This window comes from Chitinophaga polysaccharea (genome assembly GCF_902150045.1).
GTDB lineage: Bacteria > Bacteroidota > Bacteroidia > Chitinophagales > Chitinophagaceae > Chitinophaga > Chitinophaga polysaccharea_A.
This window is the reverse complement of the sequence record NZ_CABFVU010000005.1, coordinates 417,086-439,937: the sequence shown is the minus strand read 5'-3', so window position 1 is coordinate 439,937 and position 22,852 is coordinate 417,086. Positions and strand designations below refer to the sequence as shown.

General features: G+C 47.8%; 18 protein-coding genes. 9 read left to right on the top strand and 9 right to left on the bottom strand.

Annotated elements, in window-relative coordinates:
* Positions 1-231: 231 nt before the first annotated feature.
* Together FN124_RS29840 and FN124_RS29835 are read left to right on the top strand one after the other, a co-directional pair.
* Positions 232-2,712, top strand: coding sequence for a YfhO family protein (locus FN124_RS29840; protein WP_142688456.1), 2,481 nt, complete (start codon positions 232-234; stop codon positions 2,710-2,712).
* 90 nt (positions 2,713-2,802) lie between these two features.
* On the top strand, positions 2,803-5,151 hold the full coding sequence (locus tag FN124_RS29835) for an ABC transporter permease (protein ID WP_142688455.1): 2,349 nt from the start codon (positions 2,803-2,805) through the stop codon (positions 5,149-5,151).
* A 6-nt stretch (positions 5,152-5,157) separates the two neighbouring features.
* Here the strand turns inward: FN124_RS29835 and FN124_RS29830 are convergent, their stop codons facing one another.
* The 4 genes from FN124_RS29830 to FN124_RS29815 all read right to left on the bottom strand — a co-directional run bounded on the left by FN124_RS29830 (position 5,158) and on the right by FN124_RS29815 (position 9,543).
* On the bottom strand, positions 5,158-5,673 hold the full coding sequence (locus FN124_RS29830; protein WP_142688454.1) for a response regulator: 516 nt from the start codon (positions 5,671-5,673) through the stop codon (positions 5,158-5,160).
* Positions 5,674-5,854: 181 nt separating this feature from the next.
* Positions 5,855-8,464, bottom strand: coding sequence for a PAS domain S-box protein (locus tag FN124_RS29825; RefSeq protein WP_142688453.1), 2,610 nt, complete (start codon positions 8,462-8,464; stop codon positions 5,855-5,857).
* A 111-nt stretch (positions 8,465-8,575) separates the two neighbouring features.
* On the bottom strand, positions 8,576-9,067 hold the full coding sequence (locus FN124_RS29820) for a DUF421 domain-containing protein (protein WP_142688452.1): 492 nt from the start codon (positions 9,065-9,067) through the stop codon (positions 8,576-8,578).
* Positions 9,064-9,543: an inorganic diphosphatase gene (locus FN124_RS29815; protein WP_142688451.1), complete on the bottom strand. Its 480-nt coding sequence runs from the start codon at positions 9,541-9,543 to the stop codon at positions 9,064-9,066. The genes FN124_RS29820 and FN124_RS29815 overlap by 4 nt, the downstream gene beginning before the upstream one ends.
* Before the next feature lie 123 nt (positions 9,544-9,666).
* On the opposite strand from FN124_RS29815, the gene FN124_RS29810 reads away from it, so the two are divergent.
* Positions 9,667-9,891: a hypothetical protein gene (locus FN124_RS29810; RefSeq protein WP_142688450.1), complete on the top strand. Its 225-nt coding sequence runs from the start codon at positions 9,667-9,669 to the stop codon at positions 9,889-9,891.
* Positions 9,892-9,973: 82 nt separating this feature from the next.
* On the opposite strand, the gene FN124_RS29805 is transcribed toward FN124_RS29810, so the two are convergent.
* Positions 9,974-10,762 (bottom strand): helix-turn-helix transcriptional regulator, encoded by a 789-nt coding sequence (locus FN124_RS29805; RefSeq protein ID WP_142688449.1) that lies wholly within the window; start codon positions 10,760-10,762, stop codon positions 9,974-9,976.
* A gap of 93 nt (positions 10,763-10,855) precedes the next feature.
* Between FN124_RS29805 and FN124_RS29800 the strand changes: the two genes are divergently transcribed.
* From FN124_RS29800 to FN124_RS29785, 4 genes are read left to right on the top strand one after another with little or no spacing between them, the layout of a single operon-like run.
* Positions 10,856-11,104, top strand: a complete 249-nt coding sequence (locus FN124_RS29800) for a hypothetical protein (RefSeq protein WP_142688448.1) — start codon at positions 10,856-10,858, stop codon at positions 11,102-11,104.
* A gap of 47 nt (positions 11,105-11,151) precedes the next feature.
* Positions 11,152-12,435, top strand: coding sequence for a TolC family protein (locus tag FN124_RS29795; protein WP_221887962.1), 1,284 nt, complete (start codon positions 11,152-11,154; stop codon positions 12,433-12,435).
* A gap of 34 nt (positions 12,436-12,469) precedes the next feature.
* The gene (locus tag FN124_RS29790; protein WP_260607618.1) at positions 12,470-13,492 is read left to right on the top strand and encodes an HlyD family secretion protein; all 1,023 of its coding nucleotides are present in this window, start codon (positions 12,470-12,472) and stop codon (positions 13,490-13,492) included.
* A 2-nt stretch (positions 13,493-13,494) separates the two neighbouring features.
* Positions 13,495-15,084 carry an MFS transporter gene (locus FN124_RS29785; RefSeq protein WP_142688445.1) on the top strand — a complete coding sequence of 530 codons (1,590 nt, stop codon included), beginning with the start codon at positions 13,495-13,497 and terminating at the stop codon, positions 15,082-15,084.
* A 59-nt stretch (positions 15,085-15,143) separates the two neighbouring features.
* On the opposite strand, the gene FN124_RS29780 is transcribed toward FN124_RS29785, so the two are convergent.
* The 4 genes from FN124_RS29780 to FN124_RS29765 all read right to left on the bottom strand — a co-directional run bounded on the left by FN124_RS29780 (position 15,144) and on the right by FN124_RS29765 (position 19,409).
* Complete coding sequence (locus tag FN124_RS29780; RefSeq protein ID WP_142688444.1) at positions 15,144-16,274, bottom strand: FG-GAP repeat domain-containing protein; 1,131 nt, start codon at positions 16,272-16,274, stop codon at positions 15,144-15,146.
* Positions 16,275-16,392: 118 nt separating this feature from the next.
* Positions 16,393-17,298: a helix-turn-helix domain-containing protein gene (locus FN124_RS29775; protein WP_142688443.1), complete on the bottom strand. Its 906-nt coding sequence runs from the start codon at positions 17,296-17,298 to the stop codon at positions 16,393-16,395.
* Between the two features lie 19 nt (positions 17,299-17,317).
* Positions 17,318-18,058: an SDR family oxidoreductase gene (locus FN124_RS29770; RefSeq protein ID WP_142688442.1), complete on the bottom strand. Its 741-nt coding sequence runs from the start codon at positions 18,056-18,058 to the stop codon at positions 17,318-17,320.
* Positions 18,059-18,257: 199 nt separating this feature from the next.
* On the bottom strand, positions 18,258-19,409 hold the full coding sequence (locus FN124_RS29765; RefSeq protein WP_185937460.1) for a sensor histidine kinase: 1,152 nt from the start codon (positions 19,407-19,409) through the stop codon (positions 18,258-18,260).
* Between the two features lie 375 nt (positions 19,410-19,784).
* Between FN124_RS29765 and FN124_RS29760 the strand changes: the two genes are divergently transcribed.
* Together FN124_RS29760 and FN124_RS29755 are read left to right on the top strand one after the other, a co-directional pair.
* A complete protein-coding gene (locus tag FN124_RS29760; RefSeq protein WP_142688440.1) occupies positions 19,785-20,345 on the top strand; it encodes an AAA family ATPase in 561 nt (186 codons plus the stop codon).
* A gap of 28 nt (positions 20,346-20,373) precedes the next feature.
* A complete protein-coding gene (locus tag FN124_RS29755; RefSeq protein WP_142688439.1) occupies positions 20,374-22,758 on the top strand; it encodes an ABC transporter permease in 2,385 nt (794 codons plus the stop codon).
* The last annotated feature ends 94 nt before the right edge of the window (positions 22,759-22,852 follow it).

Genomic DNA, 22,852 nt, shown 5'->3' with positions numbered 1-22,852 from the left:
TAAGATATGAATAATCTACTAAATTAGTAGGGTAATATTTTGAAGGAAGATAATTGTAGTTTTGCGCCTCACACATTTTTATGGGAAGAACATTTTTTACTTTCATCAGCCTCCTGCCGGCTATTGGTGGTGCACCGGCCTTTACTTAAAGTAAAACTTTAAGTAAAGGCGTAAAAAGGTTGTTTACTTACATTAATCAATCTTTACAACACTAATGAAAACCAGTTAATTATGAAATCAGTACGAATTAGCGCTTTAATTCCACACCTTGGTGCATTGTTGCTGTTTGTGGCCCTGGCATTTGCATTTTGCAGCCCTGTACTGGAGGGCAAACAATTGTTGCAATCAGACATGGTTCACTACAAAGGCATGCAAAAAGAAGCAGGAGATTACTACGCTGCAACCGGCGATATTCCCCTCTGGACCAACAGCATGTTTGGCGGTATGCCTACCTATGTCATTTACACGGGCCCTTCTGTGAATAAAATTGGTTGGCTGAACCGGGCGTTTGCCCTATACCTCCCCAACCCGGTGGATATGTTTTTTGTACTGATGATGGGGATGTATGTATTCCTTTGCGTGCTCAACTTCTCCTGGTGGATACGAATAACCGGCGCCGTTGCCTATGGATTTGCCACATTCACCATCACCAGTATTGATGCGGGGCATATTACCAAGGTAATGAGCATGGCCTATATGGCGCCCATACTGGGCGGCCTTATCCTCACTTACCGAAAGCAGTACCTGGCCGGCGGATGCCTTACTGCCCTGGCCGCAGCCTTGCAGATCTATAACAATCACCCGCAGATCACTTACTATACCGGCATCATCGCTTTGTGCCTGGCCGTGGCGGCAGGCATACAGGCCTTTCGTGAAAAACAGCTGCCTGCCTTTTTTAAAGCGAGTGCAATTTTAGTGGTGGCAGGCATCCTGGCTATACTCCCTGCAATGGACAACCTGCTTATCATGAAGGAGTATACCAGCTATACCATCCGCGGGAGCCAGTCGGAATTAACCAACGACCAACCCGGCAAGCTGGCAAAAAAATCCGGTGGCCTCGATATTAATTATGCATTCCAGTGGAGTTATGGCAAGGGCGAAACATTTACCCTGTTGCTGCCCCACCTGGTGGGAGGATCTACCAGTGAAAAACTCTCTGTCGGTTCGCATGTTTATCAAACCCTCACAGATATAGGCGTACCGCCTGAAAAAGCAGCCGAAGCTGTACAGCGCCCCTTCTGGCAATTGTACTGGGGCGGGCAGCCTTTTACCGGCGGCCCCGTTTACCTTGGAGCTGTTATCTGCTTCCTGTTTGTACTGGGCCTGTTCATTGTGAACAGCTGGCATAAATGGTGGCTGGTAGCCGCTACGCTCATTGGCGTGGTGCTCAGCTGGGGCTCAAATTTCCCGGGGCTGAATAACTTCCTCTTCTATCATCTTCCCTTATACAGCAAATTCCGGGCGCCTACCATGGCCCTGGTAATACCACAGGTAACCATGGTGATCCTCGCCTGCTGGGCCTTACAGGAATTGTTATCCGGTAAGCAGACAAAAGCCTGGCTACAACAGCACCTCCGCATGGCGCTGTATGTAACCGGCGGCCTGGTGCTGCTGCTGGCCATTGGCGGCAGTATGGTATATGCCTTCAACGGCCCCGGCGATAGTAACTTCCTGGCCCGCTACACACAAATGCTGGGTGGCGAAATACCGGCAGCAAGGTTGCTGAATGCCCTCAAACAGGACCGCAGCAGCATTTTGCGGGCAGATGGCATCCGGGCGCTGGTCTTTATTCTTATTGGCTTTGCTGCACTCTGGTTCTTCCTGAAAGAAAAATTAAAACCGGGGTACGCCATGGGCATCATTGCGCTCGCAGTATTGTTTGACCTGTTCCAGGTAGATAAAAGTTATTTGAATGAAGACAGCTTCATGGAAGCATCCAACCTTGAAAATTATATAGCTCCTTCTCCTGCGGATGAAATGATATTGCGCGACAAAGATCCTTATTACCGGGTGCTCAATGTTACCACCAATCCATTTCTTGATGCCAACACCAGCTACTTTCATAAATCGGTGGGCGGTCAGAGCCCCGCCAAGCTCTGGATCTATGAAGACCTGATTGAGCACCAGCTCACCAAAAACAATATGGCCGTGCTCAATATGCTGAACACCCGCTACTTTATTGTACCTGATAGGCAAAGCGGGCAACCGGTGGCGCAGCGCAACCCCGGCGCCCTGGGAAACGCCTGGTTTGTAAAAGCCATTCAATGGGCGCCGGATGCCAATTCGGAAATGAAGGCACTGGATCATTTTAACCCGGCCGATACCGTGGTCATTGACCGGCGCTTTCAGCAAACGGTTGGCGCCTTTACACCTGCGGCCGATAGTAATGCGCGTATCACGCTTAACAGGTATGGCCTCAATGAGCTGAAGTTTACCGCCGTAAATACCGGCGCGGGGTTAGGCGTGTTCTCCGACATTTACTACCCCGCCGGCTGGAAAGCCTTTATCGACGGGAAAGAAACACCCATCCTCCGGGTGAACTATGCCCTGCGGGGGCTGGTTATACCTGCCGGAAAACATGAGATCGTGTTCCGTTTTGAGCCGGCCACCTTTTTCCTGGGAAGAAAGATCTCCGCGGTTTCTTCCGTCTTATTACTGGTGCTGGTGGCGACAGGATTTATCATGACGGGGTGGAAACAGTTAAAAGGATGATTTCATCACAGTAAATGTACTTTCTGTCACATTATAAATAAAACCGTCCGTGCCCTGGTTATTTTTATATAGCTCCCAAAAACTATCGCTATGTTTAAAAATTACTGGAGGCACGGCTGGAGAAATCTCCTTAAAAACAAACGTTCCTCTCTTATCAATATAGGTGGTCTTTCCATCGGTTTGGCCACAGGTATTATTATCCTGTTATGGCTCCATGAGGAATTCACTTATGATTCCTTCCACCAGCACCGGTCCGGTATTTATATGGTGATGACTAACCAGTATCACGATGGCAGGTGGTTTACCGGCGATGCCACTCCCGCCCCGCTGGCGGCAAAACTACAGCACGATTTTCCTGAGATAAAATACAGCTCCCGCCAGGTTTACAGCGGGCAGCAACTGCTCAGCACCGGGCAAAAAAGTATTTACCAGCAAAACATGTATGCCGATCCGGATTACTTTAACATCTTCACCTTCCCGGCTGTTACCGGCGATCCGGTGGCCGCCCTCCGTGACCCCGGCGCCATCATACTTTCGGAAAGCGCCGCCAAAAGATTGTATGGCAACAAAGATCCCATTGGACAGATTATCAGGCATAATAACCAGCATAACCTCCGGGTGGCAGCAGTGATCCGTGATGCGCCCTACAACAGTTCGGTTAAATTTGATGCAGTGCTCCCCTTCCGCCTTTATGAACTGGAGAACGCCGACTGGATTGACCGGTGGGATAATTACCGCATCGGTAACTATATACTGCTGCAGCCCGGAAGTGACCTGGAAGCATTCAATAAAAAACTGCGCAAGGCCATGCAGACTACCGCTGCGGATACCACCAGTTACCTGTTCGCCTACCCGTTTACCTCGCTGCGCCTTCATAGCGGGTTTAAGAACGGCCGGCCCAGCGGGGGCCGTATAGAAATGATAATGCTCCTGGGCACTATTGGCTTCTTTATTTTGCTCATTGCCTGTATCAATTTTATGAACCTTTCCACCGCCCGTGCAGAGCGGCGTGCAAAGGAAGTAGGCGTAAGGAAAGCGATGGGCGCTTCCCGTACCACGATTATTTTCCAGTTCCTGGTTGAAGCGATGATCACCACCTTTGGAGCGCTGCTGCTGGCATTGCTGATCGTAAAACTGGTATTGCCGGGGTTGAACAGCATATCCGGCAAAAGCCTGCACCTTAACTTCCTGCACCCGGGAATGTGGGCGGGGATACTCCTGCTGGTCTTGTTAACCAGCCTGGTAGCCGGCAGCTATCCTGCATTTTTTCTCAGCAGTTTCCAGCCGGTGAAAGTGCTGAAAGGAGCGGTGTCGGCCCACCGCGGTAATGGCTTGTTCCGCAAAAGCCTGGTCACGCTCCAGTTTATCATCTCTATCTTTCTTATTATTTCCACCATCGTTATTTACCGGCAGCTGCAGCATGGTGAAAACCGGCCGGTAGGTTATAACCAGGACGACCTGCTGGAAATACCGCTGCGTGGTGAAATGACCGGCAAGTATCAGTTGCTGCGGGAAGAACTGCTGCGCATACCTGAAATAGCAGGCGTATCGGCCGGTACAGACGACCTGCTTCATTTCAATGGCAGTACAGATGGTGTAAACTGGCCCGGGAAGACCGCGGATCAGAATTTCCCTGTCAATATTACCTGGGTAAAACACAACTGGGTAGAAACGGCGGGGCTGCAGCTGGCCGCAGGCCGGGATTTCAGTGAAGACTATGGCAGCGATTCCCTGGGCTGCCTGTTGAATGAAGCGGCGGTAAAGAAAATGGGATTGAAGGAACCGGTGGTAGGTACCCTGCTTGGCTCCAACCCTGTCATCGGGGTGGTAAAAGATTTTGTGACCAATAACCCTTACCGGACGCCGGCCCCGCTGGTGGTTTACATGGGCACCGGATCCATGAACCATATTTTTGTGCGGTTGCATAAAACGGAGCACCCGGAAAAAGTCCTTGCAAAAATAGAAGCGGCTGTTAAAAAGAACAGCCCTGAATTTCCTTTTGAATTCAGCTTTGTAAAAGAAGCCTACCAGGAAATGTTTACCGGTATGCGCTCCGGTGGGTTTATGCTCAACTGGACCAGCGGCATTGCTATCCTCATCTCCTGCCTGGGCCTTTTTGGCTTATCAGCTTATCTTGCGGAACGGCGCAGCAAAGAGATCGGCATCCGTAAAATTATGGGCGCCGGTGTGGGCAGGATCTGGTTTATGCTGGCAAAGGAATTCCTGAAACCGGTGTTCATTGCTTTTGTGATCACAGTGCCGCTGGCCGTGCTGGCCATGGGCGAAGCATTGCGCGGTATCGATTACCGCATATCGCTGCAATGGTGGATGTTTGCAGTAGCGGGCATACTTACAGCGCTCATTGCGTTACTCACCATCAGCTACCAGGGTACGAAAGCAGCGAGGGCGAATCCCGTAAAGGCATTACAATCTGAATAAAGCGGATCAGGAATGTGTGAGCAGGTGTTCCGGTACTTCCAGTAAAGACTGGGTTTGCAGTAACATCTCCTTCATCTTCATTTTAAAGCGGGCAGCCGCAGAGGTTTCGTCCGGCACTGCGGTTTCATGCAGTTCACTCCGGAAAAGCACCTGGAGGTTTCCTTTCAGCTTATGTACATCGCCTTGCTTGGCCAGGCCGGCGGCAAAACCTGCTTCCCGTATAGCCAGTTGCTGATCGGCATCAAAGGAGGCGGCATACCAGATAACAGGCACCTGTACCAGGCGTTTTATCTTTCTCAGTTCCTTTAAAAACCGGGGCGTTTCATCTGACGGCAGCAGGCTGTCTAAAAAGATATAGTCCGGGTTAAGGTTGGGGTGTTTTTTGAGATAGTCCAGTGCTTTACTGGTATTATCCTGCGCTATGCAGGCTTTGCTCACATTCAAAAGATCCAGTGCAAGATAGAACTGGTTACGCCGGTCGCGATCCGGACCAATTAGTAAGCTGATTAATTTCTCTCTCATTGCAGGGCATTTTAATGGTAGGATAAATCGATAACAATTCGTACTATGAAACAAACGAGGAAAAAGAAAAGTTGTAACTGTTGCAAAAGTACAGCAGGAAATGTTCCCGAAAAAATCAGCCGCCGGGATTAATGCCGCATTCTCCGGAAAACAAACACAATTAACAAAAACACAACACTTCCTATGCAGGCAACACTACTTTAAAAACAGCTCCTGCATCCGGTACGCCGGTAGCGTATATGCCTCCCTTATGATTGAGGGCAATTTTATTACACAGGGCCAGTCCTATTCCTGTTCCTTCATATGTAGTACGATCGTTCAATCGCTGGAAGATCTGGAAGATCTTTTCCGCATATACCTGGTCGAACCCGATACCATTATCCGATACAATGATAGCACAGTAGTTCAGTGTGCTGTCGAGGCCGGGAAGCGCAAGCACTTCTTCATGGCTCAGGGGTGTTGCATAGATACGGATCAGCGGTTTTCTTGCGGGCGACACAAACTTGATGGCGTTGCCTATGAGGTTATGAAACAGCTGGTTCATTTGCAGGGGGCTTACAGCCAGCCGGGGCAGCTCTTCTGCGGCAATGGTTACCTCCTGCCTGTCAATCAGCACTTCAAAATCTGTTAATACATTCTTCAGGATCTCGTTAAGATCTGTTTCCACAAAAGGATCCTTTACGTGAATCAGGCGCGAGTAATCCAGCAGTTCACTGATCAGCATTGACATACGTTTGGCGCTGTGCATCACCTTATCAAGATACATCCTCGAGGTATCCGAAAGGATATCTTTATTCACGTTGTACAACATGCCGGCAAAGGTGTGGATCTTGCGGAGGGGCTCCTGCAGATCATGGCTGGTCACATAGGCAAACTGTTCCAGTTCCCTGTTTGATTTTTCGAGGAAGAAATTTGCCTCCACCAGCTCTTTGGTACGCTGTTCCACCATGGCTTCCAACCGTACCGCCAGTTGCATGTACTGGGCTTCGCTTTCCTGGAGCGCCAGGAACATTTTCTGTTGCTGGGAAATATCCCGGGCTATTTTTGATGCGCCGATCACATTTCCGTGTATATCTTTTATGGGGGAGATAGTGAGGGAGATGTCGATCAGTTCTCCATTTTTTCTGCGGCGCTTTGTTTCAAAATGCTCCACCCTTTTTCCTGCGCGGAGTTGTTCAATGATCTTTGGCTCTTCCTCGAGCCTGTCTTCAGGAATGATAATGGTAATGGGCTTTCCTTTCACTTCTTCGGCCTTATACCCGAACAACCGCTCTGCGGCCGGGTTCCAGCTGGTGATGATGCCTTCCAGCGTTTTACTGATGATGGCGTCGTCGGAAGATTCCACGATAGCGGCCAGCCGGAATATGTGCTCTTCCGCGTTCTTTTGGTCGGTGATATCCACCAGCATATTCACTGCGCCTTCCAGGTTGCCGGCGCTGTCGAAAAGCGGATCCGGGTATGGCTGTACCAGTCGCCGGGTGCCATCGGGCCTTTCCACCATGATCACTTTTCCCCTCACTGGCTTACCGCCTTTAATGGCTTCTGCCATGGGGCAGCTATCCAGTTCCACGGGTGTAATGCCGTCCGGCTCAAATATTTTCCAGGAGCCACACCACATATCGGATCCTGCCACGGGGGTTCTGCCCCACAAATTAACGGCTGCATTATTAAAGAGGAGTACCCGTCCTTCTTTATCGCAGGTGTATACTGCTGCGGGTAATGCTTCCAGCAACTGCCGGTAATGCGTTCCTGCATGCTGCAGGCGGAGCTTTTCCCGGCACCTCCGGATATCGGCGGCCATGCCGGGCAGGTAGCCATGATAAGCTTTATGTACCGCGGCCGGATTATGAAGGATTTGAGATGCAGGTAAGTGGGCATAGCCTGCGGGGATGGATACGGTACAGGTGGTACCCTGGGCGGGGATGCTGTCGATATGCAGCTCGCCGCCATGAACCAATAAGCCTTCGTTTACCTGGTTTAATCCACGACGGTAACGGGCTGGCTCCTGCAACGCCGTCCGGATCTCTGATAACAGTCCGGGGGTAATACCGATGCCGGTGTCTGCAACGGAAAGCATTACACGGTTGCCCTCCTGGGTAAGCCTTACCGCCACGCCTCCCTGCAGCGTATAGCTGAGGGCGTTAGTAAGTAGCGACAATACGATCTGCTCCCAAATGTCCCTGTCTATATATACATCTTCCGGAAGTGTATCCAGGTTAATCACAAGGGTTAACCCTGATTCGCGGATCACCGGATCCAGCTGTTCCAGTAATTCCCTGGTGAAAACGGTAAGGTCTGTTTTAACAAACGAGGGGGCGTTCCCGTTATGCTGTGTGGCGCCCATGAACAGGAACCCTGTATCGCCGGTATCATCCTTTACGGGGCTGCCATTGAAGCTGCAGCTGCTTCCGTCGGGTTTCACCAGTTGTAGCTGCGGAACATTTGCGGGAGCACCTTCAGGGGAAGGCTGGGCGGCCGACCATAGGGCTGGCCATACCGTTACGGCAGGCTGTCCCATGGACAAGGGATGCTGATTGCCAAGCAGTTCCCTGCATGCATCATTATATATAAGAATACTTTCGTTTCCCCAGCATAACAGCATAGGGTGTGCAGAAGAAAGTAAAATCTGGACACAGGTCTTTAAACTTTGCGACCACTGGTCCGCAGAACCCAGTGGTGTAGCGGCCCAATTGAAAGAACGGATCAGTTCACCTGTTTCCCCGCCGGGAGGAAACCCATTTAACGCGGCGGCCGGTTCACTCAATTTTGCCTTTGTGGGGGCATTCATCATGGTATAAAATATAAGATCCTAAAAAAATACTGGTTGATCCTTGCTAAAGGGATGCCATTAAAATTCCACAACCAACTATAAAAAGCGTGTAATAAAATGCACAGTTTTCATTTACTCCGGTTTCAATATGAAACTTATTCTTCCGTTCGTTTCCATGTACGCCTGCGCTACATCTGTCAGCGAGCCCTTCAGTGTTTCCAGCCTGAGGCTTTCCATCAGATCGGTTTTGCTAAGACAGGCCTTGTTCATGTTTTCCCATTTAATTTCCCCTGCATCGTACAACAGCAGGGGCTTTCCTTTCACCAGACGGTTGACAGTACTACTTTTCAAAGACATCCAGGCCAGGGCCTTGTTAATGGCCACCATAACGGAGGCAGCAGCTACAGTTCCTTTAAACGGCGAAGCGCCCACAATTACCCTGGCCAGTACTGCTCCCATCATGATTACAATAATCGTGTCGAAAGCAGACTTTTTACCAAAAATACGCATGCCGCCCAGCCTGATAAGGACCAGGGCTACAAAATACATGACTACCGCCCTTACAGACATCTGCAGAACGTCCAACTGATCGCCTTGTCCCCACAGCGTAGCCACGGTATTCATTTTTCAGGGAATTTTATCTGTTCATAGGCAGGAGCTGCTTCTATATATCCCAACGGGGTGAACTGTTTTCCTTCCTGCTCATTATAAGAAATAAAAAAGTGTTCTATTTCCCGGATGGTTTGGGGGGCCACCGCATCTATTCCCTTAAACACTTTTGATACTACGGGCACCGCTATGTAGCGGTCGTTCCGTACCACTGTGCCGTCCCTTTCCTTTTGCTCGGCTTTTATAGCGCCCAGCAAACGGCATTTGATCAGGCAGCCAGGAAAACTTTTGAATTCAGAGATCACCATCACGTCCAGCGGATCTCCATCTGCTCCCCTGGTCCCAAGGATAAAACCAAAATCATAGGGAAAAACCATACCGGCAGGCAATATTTTATTGAGCACAAAGAACCTGGATACAGGGTCATAATCGTATTTTTCACTACTCCCTTTTGGGGTTTCAATGACAACAGGTAACTCTTTAATGATCATACGCACATTTTATTGGTCTTGTTTAATAGAATAAAGAGGACTCAACTGCGAAGAAACAAAAAAAGGACCAACCGGCACACATGAGGCATAATGATTGTACCCCAAAAAATAAACTTTGTAACTATGGACAGCTTCAGCATACAACTCAACAATCACGAAACAGGGGTTACACGCCGTGATGAAGATGTATTTATTGTTCGTCTTCCTGAAAAAACAATTTACCTGGAAAAGCGGCAGGACAATGAAGGGGCTAACCACTGGTTTGAGCAGGGCAAGGATAATGAAACCACTCTTACTGCCGCTATAGGCGCCGCCATAGAGACCTGGCTGGCGAAAAATAATTCATGACCTGTTGCTACAGGATAAATATAATTAATTTCCCGAACATGTTATCTTCCCCTGCCCCTGGTCCGGGCAGGGAGCCCTGCATCTATTTTGAAGACATGGCTTTGAATTCAGTTGGCCTCATGTTGGTCAATTGCTGAAAGTTATTGCTAAAAGCAGATATATTGGAATACCCCACCTCATAGGCAATATCCGTCATATTCAGGTTGCCATCTTTAATCAGTTCAATTGCCCGGATAATCCTGAGCATTTTTACATACTGGATAAATGTTATCCGGAGTTTTGTCTGGAATAGCCTGGTCAGACTTCTGACACTGATCCCGGATTGTTTTGCTGTTTCTTCCAAGGTAATGTTTTCGTTCAGAGTGGCCCTTAAACGATCTAAAATAGTATTGAGCCGCTGATCGTCTGTAGTAGGCAGCTGAATCGAGAATTTTTTAAGATCCTCTTTGGGAAGAAGATGCTTCAGGGTATTTAAAAAACTGTATTCCCATGATCCCTTAAAATAATTACCCTGCCATTTTTCACTGAAGGATAACATTTCGGAAAGCAGTTTACTGACCGGGTAAATGCCCATTTCATCATAGAAGCCACCCAAACTTTTTCCCGGGAAATAAATATTAATGATATGCAGATCCTGTGTATTAAACATCAGGTTATGAGGATAATTTTTCGGGATCCAGAGATAATGGTTGGACGGAATATAGAAATCCCTTTCTCTTGTTTGCAGGTAGGCAATACCCCCAAACACCAGTAACAACTGGGCTTTATCGTGCTGGTGCGATGGCAGCCGCTGTTCTGTTTGTTGCCGTACCACCAAAATCGATTCAGGATACTGGTCAACACTGGCGATTACCCGCTTAAGAAGTTTCATATGGCCAAAAATAACAAAAAATAGGCTTATTATATAAAACGACAGGCTGGCTATAAGAATAGTTTTGTGATGAAAATATTAATAACGCTCATTATGAAACAGAAAACAAGTAAGCAAAACAGCGCGGCGCCCAATAAGCGCCGTAAAGATCATGATGATAAAACACAGCCATCAGCAAACGAATTCAATACACCAGACTTTTATATCCTTTCCGCATATTCCAATCCTTTTATACCGGTGGCTGACCTCTCCTTTGCCATGGATGAGTTAATAAAGATGGTAAAGAGCCTGTTCCCCGGCATATCAAAGCATAAAAATACTTACCAAAACACAACTAAATGAATCTCTGTAAATCAATATTAAATTTAGCGATCATCACATTTATATCCGTGCAACCTGTCGAAGCCCAGTCACCTGATACTGCACAGGTATTTACTTTGGAGGAGATCTGGAAAGCTGTGACAGCTGGTAACCGTCAATTAAAACTCTCCCTTTTATATGTTGCAGAGAGTAAAATAAGTGTGCTTGAAGCAAAAGATGATCTTTTGCCGGAACTGTATGCAGGAGGAGATTTGAAGCTTAACTCAAAATTCCTTATTTACAACAACGGCCTGTTCTCTTCCCCGCAGAACGTACCTGTTTCCGGTTATGGATATGGCGTTGGCTATAATTTTAATGTTAATCTCTTTAACGGTGGAAAAGACCGGAGAAATATCAGGATCAGGCAGGAAGAGGAAACACGCAAACAATATGAATTTGATCTGCAAAAGAGCAATGTAAAATATAATGCCGCTGTTGCCTATTTCGACCTGTATAAGTTCCTTCATTTCCGCGATTTTATTTCCGCGGAAATTTTCGCAGAAAAAAAGCAGATAGCGATGATAGAAAACCTGCATAAGAATGGCATTGCGATGAAAAGTGATGTATTAAGGACTTCGGTTAAACTATCGCAGCTGGAACTAAGCCTCTCAGATGTTCAAAAGAAAATTGATAACATCAAACAAAAGCTGAATATACTTATGGGGCGTAATAGTGAGCAATTGCTGGATATCCCTTACCAGGACAGCTTCAGCCCGGATACTGCAAAAGACGCCGGGTACGGCGACTATCTGGACATAGCGCTTAATCAATCTCCTTCGTACAGGATCGTAAACAGCGATATCAGGTTAAGTGACATGAATATCAAACAGGTAAAATCCACTTTGCTTCCCAGCGTTTCATTGTATTCCAATTACAATTATACTTATCCCCAGATATCCTTCTATCCTTACTCCAACGACTTATGGGGGTTTGGGCAAACAGGAGTCAGGGTACAGTTCTCTATTGATAACCTATATAGAAGCAAGCATTCCATAGCCCATGCAAAAGTTATAAAAGAAGAGGCAAAAGAAAAGGCCGGCAGAAAGAAAGATGAGATCGCCATAGAGGTTAATGAAGCTTACCTGCAGCAGCAACAGGCTTTGGAAAGTGTAGCAACGGCAGAAAAAAATATAGCAATGAGCACTGAAACGGTCAGGGTGATCAGGAACAGTTACCTGAACCAGGAGTCACTTCTGACCGATCTTCTGGATGCGGAAAATGAGCTTCTTGAAGCAAAATTCAATTTAACTACCGCACAGGTGAATGTAAAACTGAGTCATATCAGGCTATTGGCAATAACAGGAATACTTTAATATAAAAACTATGAATAGCAATAAAACAGATAGAATGATAGTAATCATCACCCAATACCTGGGAATCGCCTTATTGGTCGCATTCATTATATGGGGAGGCGTATATCTCTTCAGAGGTTACCGGTATGAACAAACCAATGATGCACAAATAGATGCTTACCTGTCGCCTGTAAACGCGAAAGTAGGTGGTTACATCAGTAAAATTTATTACCAGGACAATCAGCAGGTTAAAAAGGGCGATACGCTTGTTGTTATAGAACCTGATGAATACAGGCTGAAAAGAGACGCTGCATCGGCAGAGTTGAAGAGCTCAGGCGCGAAATTACCCATCCTGGCCGCCAGTGAGGAAACGCAGATCAAAAGCATTGCAGTTATCAAAGCACAACTGTCGGGCGCAAAGGCAAAACTGGATCAGCAGCGGAAAGAATACGAGCGCTACAAAAATCTTCTGGCCGGCGAGTCGGCGACGCAACAAAAATTTGATAACGTAAGTTCGTTGCTGGCCATCTCCCAATCTGATTATGAACAAACGGAGGCCTCCTTACGGGTAGCTGAATCCAGGCTAAACGACATCAGGGCACAACGTTCTGCTATAGATGCGGAAATCAGGATCAAGGAAGCTTTACTCGGAAGGCAGGAACTGGATATTAAATATACGGTGATCACCGCGCCGTTTGACGGACAAGTGGGTAAAAAGACCATCCAGGAGGGACAATTGATACAACCCGGGCAAACATTGGCTTTTTTAGTGAACAGGTCGGAAGAAAAATGGGCCATTGCCAACTTCAAAGAAACACAGATCAGTACCTTCAGATCAGGTCAGAAAGTAGCTGTTGAAGTAGATGCGTTTCCGGGTGAAAAGTTCAATGGATTGATTGAATCCCTTTCTCCCACCACCGGTTCCCGTTATTCGCTCCTTCCGCCTGATAATGCCACAGGTAATTTTGTTAAAATCATACAACGGATCCCTGTTCGTATCAAACTGACCGATACACCTGAAAAACTTGCTAAGCTGTCGGCCGGCATGAATGCCAATGTTTATGTAATAAAAGATTGATAATGCAAACACATAAAATTCCTGTTTTCAACCCCTGGGTGCCCGAATGGCTGGCCAGATCGGTTATATTTTTCATACTGATGACCTGCCTGTTCTGTTTTGCCCTGTTTAGCAGCCCGGTAGCCATGATGGGTTTCTACGGTATAGCAGCTACTGATGTACAATATGCTATGGTGGTTATTTACGGCTCAACGGTTGCTTTCCTGGCGCTTGATGCCCGCATCCTGAAATATTTTCCTCCACGGAAATACCTGTTGATTGCACTTGCCACCAATGCCGTATGCTCTTTGCTCTGTTTCCATACCAGGAGCTGGACGCTTTTGATAATGTGCGAGTTTGTACAGGGAATTACCTGCGCACTTATGTCCGGTATTGTATTGAACCTGATTTTTCCGCGCTTACAATCCACACGGGCAAGGGTTATAGGCTATACCATACTTTACGCGGGGATACAGATATCTGTTCCTCTTTATTCCATCTACAGCAGTGCCATGCTTCATTTCTTTGATTTCAACTGGTTGTTTTATGGTTTAAATGTTTTGCTGGCAGCCTTAACATTCATTGTGCTGATAACCATGAACGGTAAAGCAAGATTCTTTAAAAAGATCCCGCTTTACCAGGTAGACTGGCTTGGCTACCTGTTCTATCTGTCTTTTATCCTGGTACTGGGATACATCCTGGTATACGGACGGCAACTGGGGTGGTACGGCAGTTCTGAGATCCTTTTTCTCAGCCTGTGTGATATATTGATCCTGTTCCTTTTTATAACCAGAGAGCTAACACTGAAGCGGCCATTGATCAACCTGCATATCTTCAGGACAAAGAATTTTGTTACAGGTTTACTGATGCTTTTTACATTCTATATTTTCAAGGGAAGCACCGGGCTTACATATGGGTATCTTGAGGCCATCCTGGGAAATGATCCGCTCAGTACTATTCCTATATGGATGGCTGTCATCCTGGGAACCGTTATCGGTATGTTTGTTATTTCGCGGTTTGTACTAACGGGCTATAACCTGGTTAAGATCATCATTACAGGTTTTGGAATGATGGGGCTGTATTATGTTTATATGCTTCTTTTTGTTTCGGTGCAGGGGGAAACAGCTGATTTTATACTCCCTATGTTCATCTATGGTATTGCAACAGGAGTATTGTTTGTTCCGATAGTTTCCTTTACCGTATCTGCAGCGCCGCCAAAGATCGCATCAAACGCCTCACTTGTTGGTATTTTTGCGAGGTTCACCGGGTTTACAGCCAGTTTAGCGCTCAATAATGAACTTCAGCTATATACCAAATCTGCGGTTAGGGAGAAAGTACGGGAAACGCTGATGGAGACTCATCCACGGTTACCGGTTGTTCTAACGGATCTTCAACACAAATACATCAATGCCGGCAGCGATCTGTATACGGCAAAAGGAGCTTCAGAAGGCTACCTCAATAACCTGGTAAGGGAGCAGATACTGGCACGCGCCACACGTGATTATTATGACCTGATGCTCGCTGGTGTGGTTTGTGTCATCGTGGTGCTGTTATTACTTCCGCAGATCCAACATGTGGTACTTAAACTAAGGAAAGGAAATATACCTTATTAAGTCGCACCCCAGGAGTTATTTTAAACGGGATACTGCCTGCTTATTATGCAGGCAATATATTACCTGTTTCCTTTATTATAAAATATAAACAACCCGTCTTTACCGGCCACGATCACATCTTTCCTTCCGGAGCCGGTAAGGTCGTGCGTTACAAAATACAATCCCGCTCCTTTTGATCCATAGCTGATCACCTGTTTGGTGAAGGAGCTGCCGTTCCATTTAAAGTAGTAGATACCGCAGGGATCATCAGAGCCCGGATCATGATCGTTGTGTGCACGGTAACGTTTGCCGGTTACCAGTTCGGGTTCTCCGTCTCCATCTATATCTTCCCACAGCATGGTATGATATTGTGAATTGAAAGGATCAATGGCATGTTTGATCCATTTCCGTTTATTTGTTCTGGGATCCTTTTCCTGCTGGTACCAGTCGAGCCCGTAATCGTGCCCCTGCCCTGCTACCAGGTCAGGCAGCCCGTCTTTATTTACATCTGCCACTATCACCGGTACGCTGGCTGTGCCCAGGTTAAATTCCGGGTGAAAGGTCCAGGCAGCGCTGTAGGGCGAAGCGGGCGCCTCTATCCATCCTTCGGGCACTACCAGGTCAGTGTGGCCGTCGCCGTTAATATCCCCAAAACCCAGGCCATGGCCCGACTTGCGGTCCAGCACCTTATGCGCTGTAAACGTAGCACTGCCTTTTGTATGGTGATATACCACCAGCGGGTCGTTGGGCGTATTGGGAATGATTTCCGGTATACCGTCGCCATCCAGGTCCCTGGCGCGGGTGGTTTCAATATTACCGGGAGTGGCTATCACATGCTCTTTCCATTCTGTATCGTTGCCGGGGTTCTCTTTCCATACCAGCGTTTTGCCAAACCAGCCACCGGTGATATAATCCACCCGGCCATCGCCGTTCACATCAAAAGGAATGGTGGAGAAGTCGTCCCAGTATTCGCCGAATTGCTTTACCTGGCCGATGTAATGCCGTTTGAAATAAGCGGGGCCTTCATACCAGTAAGCGCCGGATACCAGGTCGGGCACCTTATCATTATTTACATCCATTACAGCTACTGATTCATAACTTTCCGCTGCGACCTGCCGTTTTTCAAACTTCAGCGGTGCAGGGCCTTTGGCAGACTGCCCGGCGGCTGTTACCGCAAGCAGCAATAAACCGGGAACAAGGTGTTTTTTCATATTGAACAGTTAAAACGTGGAGTGTAACAAGATAGTGAATACCTCCAATAAACTATCCTGTAGTGTCCTGAGGGGTCAGGAAAGATCCCGGGTACGGCGGATGTTAACTGTATCCATTTTAATTGAAAGACCGCCGGAAGCCGCTGGGTGAAATAGCCGTACTGCGTTTAAATAGTTTATTGAAAGATTGGGGATGCTCAAAGCCTAATTGATAAGCAATTTCGGCGATGTTCATACTGGTAGTTGCAAGCAGTAATTTAGCCTTTTCGATCAGCTTATCATGAATATGCTGTTGTGTACTTTGCCCCGTAAGTGTTTTGAGCATATCGGTCAGGTACCTTGGCGAAACGTTGAGATAATCTGCAACCTCCTGTACGGTTGGTATGCTGTCCAGGTGGCCGGCGAAACGCTTTATCAGGAAGCTATGCATTTGGCTGATCAAATCATTATGAACTGCTTTACGGGTGAGGAATTGCCGGTTATAAAAACGGTTGCTGTGATTAAGCAACAATTCGATCTGCGAAACCAGTACATCCTGACTAAAAGCATCGGTATTGTTATCCAGTTCAGTAATAATATTCTCAAATAAACCACTGATTATTTTCTTCTCCTTGTCCGACAGAAATAAAGCTTCGCTTACCCCATAGGAGAAGAAACCATATTGATCAATATTACTGCCTAACGGGTAATTACGGATGAGATCTGTATGGAAATACAATGTATAGCCTTCATAGCTGGTTTCATCGCCTGTCATGGTGACCAGCTGGTTGGGAGCTAAAAAAGCCAGCCCACCTTCCTCAAAGTCATAAAAGCCTTGTCCGTATTTAACCTGCCCCCTGAAACTTTGCTTAAAAGAAATTTTATAAAAATCGATCAGGAAACTTCTTCCTGCGTTCTCAAGACTGATCTTCTGCGCGTCATAATTTACAACCGCCACCAGCGGATGTAAAGGTGGCGGCATTTCCATTCCCCGCATTAGTTCGGAGATGGTTTTAAATATAACCGGCTGTTGCAAAGCTTTCATGATACATGCTAAATTAGGCTTAATCCTGTACACTCGGACGGATAACAATATCACCAACATCCACATTGTCGGGCTGGCTTATGGCATATGCAACTACGCCTGCTATTGCATGGGGTGTGACACCAATTTGTGCAGCCCTCTCTTTAACCGCTGATCTCGCTGCTTCGTTTGTGATATGATCCGGCATTTCTGTATTTACCAGCCCTGGAGAAATACCTGTGACCCTGTATAACCCGGCTGATTCCTGCCGCAACGCTTCAGCTATAGTTCTAATCGCATTTTTAGTGCCGGCATACACGCCTTGTAACGGGACGATTTTTATACCTGAAGTTGAAATGATATTGATAATATGACCAGAGCCCTGTTCCTTAAAAACAGGTAAGGCTGCAGCGATTCCGTACAGGGTTCCTTTAAGATTAACATCAATCATTTCTTCCCATTCGGAAACCCGGATATCATCTATCCTTGAAAGACGGGCGATTCCCGCGTTGTTCACCATCACATCCAAACGGCCATAGGTTTCGCGGGCCAGACTGACCAATCGCAGCAAATCGTTGTGTTGCCTGATATCTGTTTCCAGACAGATGGCTTCCCCGCCATCAACCCTGATACGTTTCACCAGCGCTTCCAAACGGGCTTTACGACGCGCGCCTAATACTACTTTTGCACCTTTTGCAGCTAACATAATGGCTGTTGCCTCACCAATCCCGCTGCTGGCACCGGTTATTGCCACTACTTTTCCATGAATATTGTTTTCCATAAAACAAAGGTCAATAAAGCCATCGTCAATAAATTAGCCTAAAGCGACAAATAAGTAGTCTGATTTACGGGATCAGCGCTGCGGCTTCCTCACCGGCATAGCCTGCGCCGGCCTTCCTGAACAACACCTCCCTGATGGTCGTATTCATACAGGCGGCGCCGTTAATTTTCCCCATTCGCAGGTAGAGCCGGGCTGATGGTTAATTGAAAGCGGCATCATCTTCCGGGGAAAAATCGCCCTTCACGAAATGCAACGTAAAACTGGTGCCGCTTTCCGGATGGCTTTTCACCTTAATTACGCCGTCGTTCTGTTCTGTAAACTCCCGGCAAAGCAGCAGGCCAAGACCGGTACCGCGTTCTCCGCCGGTACCATAACCCGGATGCTGATGGGAGGTAAAAAGTGTGCTGAGCTGCTGGGCAGACATGCCTACGCCGTAGTCGGTGACGGTGATCACTATTTCATCTGTTATTTCTGCGATGAGTTCTATATTGCCGCCGGGGTAACTGAATTTAAGCGCATTGCTGAAGAGGTTGCGGAGGATCACCGACACCTGGTCGCGGTCCGCATACAAAGCTGCAGTCACCGGTATCTGCAGGTCTACCCTGATCTGCTTTTGCTGTATGATCCCTTCAAAAAAAAGCAGTACCTCCGTTACTACGGGAGCCAGTAAAAAATGCCGGGGCCGGGTCTGAATGCCCTTCATGCTGCGGGTGCTCCAGCGCAGCATATTATCGAGCGTAACACCCAGCTGCGATACTTTTTTATATAGCATATCTGCCGCTTCTTCCATATCATTGCGGGGGTACTGTCCCCTGCGGAACATATCCAGCAGGCTTTCCAGCGTAGCCAGCGGGCTGCGGATATCGTGCGCCACAATGGAAAAAAGTTTTTCCTTATCCTTGTTCATGGATACCAGCGCCTGATGCTGCTGTTCAATTTCCCGCTGGTAATCCGATTGGATATGTTTAAAGAAGCTGAGCGCCACTACAATGAAGATCAGTGATACCGCTACATTCGCCCATATCCTTTCTGCCGGTACCGGCGGCGCCAGGTACCAGGAGCGGGGCATAAATACGATCAGCATAAAAGCGGTGATCACCAGCAGGCTAACCGATCCTACTATCCATTTATTATCATAGATCAATATAACGATGAAAAGTATGTTCAGCAGAAAGTATTCCGAGCCGTTATGAAAATAGACACCGGTAAAAGTATAGATAAAGATACTGGTGCAGATAAGCACCAGCCTGGCGCTGAGATACATCCTGTATTTATGGAAGATCAATACCAATACAGAAATACAGGTAGTGGCGGCATTCAGCGCCGCTAACACATGCCGGCCCTGTACCATGTTTAACACGCAATAAAGAAACATAAAAGGAATACAGGGCAATGAAAGTAAATTTAATAACTTTGTGCGCCTGGATTCTATATAAGGCATAGCAGGATGTACGCCAACATTCACAATGTTGTTCCAGTGATATTCAGCTGAACGGTATAAAAATTCCTTGACTCCCTGCGGCATAGATGCTGCGAAGATACGCTATAACGGCTGTTGCCGGGCATTTTTTTTAACGGCCTCTCCCCCCTTCCAGCGGAGTTTGTCTGACTCCCTGATTTTAATGATTACACTGATTACCTTGATTTTATTTTTAAAGCACCGGGGGGTGTTAGCTGCTGTTATGGAGGGTATTTCATTTGCCTGTTTAATTTTTGATTTTTGAAGATGAATAAAATTACAAGAGATCATTTTTTTATTGTTACGGGCGGACCTGGCATGGGTAAAACCGCTATTATAGAAGAGCTCCGGGAACGGGGGTACGTTACTGTCCCGGAAACGGGACGGGATATTATACGGCAGCAGGTAGCTGCAGGCGGACAGGCGCTGCCATGGGCCAACAGGGAGGCATTCGCCCGGCTGATGTTTGAGCAGTCGCTCCGCGACTACCTGGTGCAGCCTGAACAAAGCCGCCCTGTATTTTTTGACAGGGGTATTGCCGATACCATCGGGTACCTGGAGCTTTGCGGGCTGCCTGTTCCGGAGAAAATGCAACAGGCGGCGGCCTCCCACCGGTTTAATAAAACAGTGTTTATTACACCTCCCTGGCTGTCCATTTATGAACAGGATAAAGAGCGTAAACAATCTTTTGAAGAAGCCGTGCTTACTTATAAAAGCATGATAAAAGTATATAGCCGGCTGGAATACACGCTGGTTCAGCTACCGGAAACAACCGTACCGGAACGGGTGGCATTTATGCTGGAAACCATCGCCCGTTCCGGGAGTTAAGCAATAGTAAAATAGAGTATCTTCCTGTATGCTTCTTAACTATTTTAAAATAGCGCTCCGTCATCACAGGAAAAATAAACTGTATGCCGGGATCAATATTACCGGCCTGGCCATAGGGATCTGCTGTGTACTGCTGGCATTTTTATATTGGAAAGATGAAAACAGTTTCGACAGGTTTCATGAACAGCACCGGCACCTGTATCGTATTACCACCACCGTTACCCAGCCAGGTAACATGCCGTTACAAACCGGCAGCACCGGGCAGCCGCATGGGCCAGCCTTCCAGGCCCAGGTGCCGGAAATAATGGCTTACAGCAGGGTAATGGGTGGCGACATTTACGGGGATATCATTGCCGGCAATAAAGTACTGAAGCAGCAGCTCCTGTTTGTGGACCCCGGCTTTTTCCGGGTGTTCTCCTTCCCCCTGCTAAAAGGCGATTCCGCTACCGCCCTCAGTGATATAGGATCGGCGGTTATTACAGAAAGCACCGCCCTTAAATATTTCAACCGCACCGATGTAGTGGGTGAACTGCTCCGGATGGATGCAGACCCCTCCGCCAGGCAACTGGGGAAGCCCCTGGTAGTGAGCGCAGTGGTGAAAGACCCGCCCCGGCATTCTTCCATACAGTTTGATGTATTGCTCCCCTTCCGGTTCCTGCAGCTGTCGTTTAACGACAGCGACTGGAACAACATGTATCTCAGCACATTTGTGGTGACCCGGCCCGATGCAGATATAACTACCGTAACCCGGCAGCTGAACCGGGTACAGGCATCCCATGCCAGAGGGAACAATGCCACTGCCCTTACATTTGGTTTGCAACCGGTCACGGATATTCACCTGCATCCGCTGTACTCACCGGAAGGCAGCAGGGAAGGCGGCGTGATAAATGGCAGCAACCCTGCATTTGCATGGATCTTTATGGGCATCGCTGTATTTATACTGGTGATGGCCGGTATCAACTTTATCAATATCACACTGGCCGGCTCATTAAAACGGATTAAAGAAGTAGGCGTCCGCAAAATCAACGGCAGCAGCGGTATGCAGATCATCGGCCAGTTCCTGGCGGAATCCGCATTGCTGTGCGCCGCGGCCCTTTTGCTGGCCCTCCTGTTCACCGCCGCCGCATTACCGGTATTTAATGCGCTCACCGAAAAAGCCATTGCTCCCGGTGCTATACTTCATCCCTTCATCGGGCTGGCAACAGCTGCATTGCTGTTGCTCATCGTAATACTCACCGGCGCCTACCCTGCCTATGTGCTGGCGAAATTCAGCGCCATCAGGGCATTTTCCGGCCGCACACACTTAACCGGTAACAACCTGCCGGGGCGCGTGCTCATTGTTGCACAGTTCTCCCTGGCCGTTTTCTTCCTGATTGTTACCACGCTGTTTTACCTGCAAATGGATTATGTACAGTCCAAAGACCTGGGCTACCACCCGGAACAGGTAGTGGTTACACATATCAACGGCGACCGCAACCTGCAACAGGTGCAGGATGTACTGAAGAATGAACTGATGAATGAACCGGGTATTACCGGTCTTTCTTTTGGTGGTGAACGTGGCGGTGTTTCGGCAGTACATCTCCCCGGAAAAAATATCACCGCTATACACCGGGTGATCGATCACAACTACCTGGCTACAATGGGCATCACTTTGAAAGAAGGACAAAACTTCGGCCCAGGCTGGTCGGATGGCGTAATAGTGAACGAAGCGTTTGTAAAGGCGGCAGGACTGCGTAACCCCATCGGCACGCGTATTCGCACAGATGAGTACTTCGACAAGGAGCTAAGAACCATCACTGGTGTGGTAAAGGATTTTCATACCGGCTCCCTGCGCGAGCCCATATCACCCATGGTAATGATCACGAGCAAATGGTTTGGCGGTAATGTGTGGCTGAAACTGGATCCGCGGCGACAGGCCGCTTCGCTGGCCGCGCTGGCGAAAGCTTACAAAAAAGCCCTGCCGGAAACCGCGTTCACCTACAGTTTTCTCAACGACCTCAATGCAAGGGAATATGCACAGGACCAGCGCTGGAAAGCAGTTATCCAATGGGCCGCGTTACTATCCGTGCTTATTTGCAGCACAGGCTTGTTCGGACTGGCCCATATAGCCACCCATCAGCGCATGAAAGAAATAGGCATCCGGAAAATACTGGGGGCCGGCCTTACCAGCATAGTGGCCCTGTTCTCAAAAGATTTCCTGCAACTGGTGGCCATTGCTTTTATCATTGCCGCTCCCCTTTCCTGGATAGCCATGAATCAATGGTTGCAGGGCTTTGCCTATCATACCGGCATCAGCGCATGGATCTTTATTGCCACCGGTAGCTTTACGCTGTTTATTGCATTGGCTACTGTCGGCATACAGGTGATCCGCGCAGTGGGCGCCAACCCGGTGAAGCACCTGCATAACGGATAAGGATTTTATACACAACTTTCAACAGGAAAAAACTATATTTATCTGCATCTTTACGGTCCTTCCTTCCACAATAAGGGATTAAAAGTGAACAATC

Excerpts from the sequence above, each read along its gene's own strand:
- FN124_RS29840 (WP_142688456.1), top strand. The coding sequence starts at position 232 with ATGAAATCAGTACGAATTAGCGCTTTAATTCCACACCTTGGTGCATTG.
- FN124_RS29835 (WP_142688455.1), top strand. The coding sequence starts at position 2,803 with ATGTTTAAAAATTACTGGAGGCACGGCTGGAGAAATCTCCTTAAAAAC.
- FN124_RS29830 (WP_142688454.1), bottom strand. The coding sequence starts at position 5,673 with ATGAGAGAGAAATTAATCAGCTTACTAATTGGTCCGGATCGCGACCGG.
- FN124_RS29825 (WP_142688453.1), bottom strand. The coding sequence starts at position 8,464 with ATGATGAATGCCCCCACAAAGGCAAAATTGAGTGAACCGGCCGCCGCG.
- FN124_RS29820 (WP_142688452.1), bottom strand. The coding sequence starts at position 9,067 with ATGAATACCGTGGCTACGCTGTGGGGACAAGGCGATCAGTTGGACGTT.
- FN124_RS29815 (WP_142688451.1), bottom strand. The coding sequence starts at position 9,543 with ATGATCATTAAAGAGTTACCTGTTGTCATTGAAACCCCAAAAGGGAGT.
- FN124_RS29810 (WP_142688450.1), top strand. The coding sequence starts at position 9,667 with ATGGACAGCTTCAGCATACAACTCAACAATCACGAAACAGGGGTTACA.
- FN124_RS29805 (WP_142688449.1), bottom strand. The coding sequence starts at position 10,762 with ATGAAACTTCTTAAGCGGGTAATCGCCAGTGTTGACCAGTATCCTGAA.
- FN124_RS29800 (WP_142688448.1), top strand. The coding sequence starts at position 10,856 with ATGAAACAGAAAACAAGTAAGCAAAACAGCGCGGCGCCCAATAAGCGC.
- FN124_RS29790 (WP_260607618.1), top strand. The coding sequence starts at position 12,470 with ATGATAGTAATCATCACCCAATACCTGGGAATCGCCTTATTGGTCGCA.
- FN124_RS29785 (WP_142688445.1), top strand. The coding sequence starts at position 13,495 with ATGCAAACACATAAAATTCCTGTTTTCAACCCCTGGGTGCCCGAATGG.
- FN124_RS29780 (WP_142688444.1), bottom strand. The coding sequence starts at position 16,274 with ATGAAAAAACACCTTGTTCCCGGTTTATTGCTGCTTGCGGTAACAGCC.
- FN124_RS29775 (WP_142688443.1), bottom strand. The coding sequence starts at position 17,298 with ATGAAAGCTTTGCAACAGCCGGTTATATTTAAAACCATCTCCGAACTA.
- FN124_RS29770 (WP_142688442.1), bottom strand. The coding sequence starts at position 18,058 with ATGGAAAACAATATTCATGGAAAAGTAGTGGCAATAACCGGTGCCAGC.
- FN124_RS29765 (WP_185937460.1), bottom strand. The coding sequence starts at position 19,409 with ATGGTACAGGGCCGGCATGTGTTAGCGGCGCTGAATGCCGCCACTACC.
- FN124_RS29760 (WP_142688440.1), top strand. The coding sequence starts at position 19,785 with ATGAATAAAATTACAAGAGATCATTTTTTTATTGTTACGGGCGGACCT.
- FN124_RS29755 (WP_142688439.1), top strand. The coding sequence starts at position 20,374 with ATGCTTCTTAACTATTTTAAAATAGCGCTCCGTCATCACAGGAAAAAT.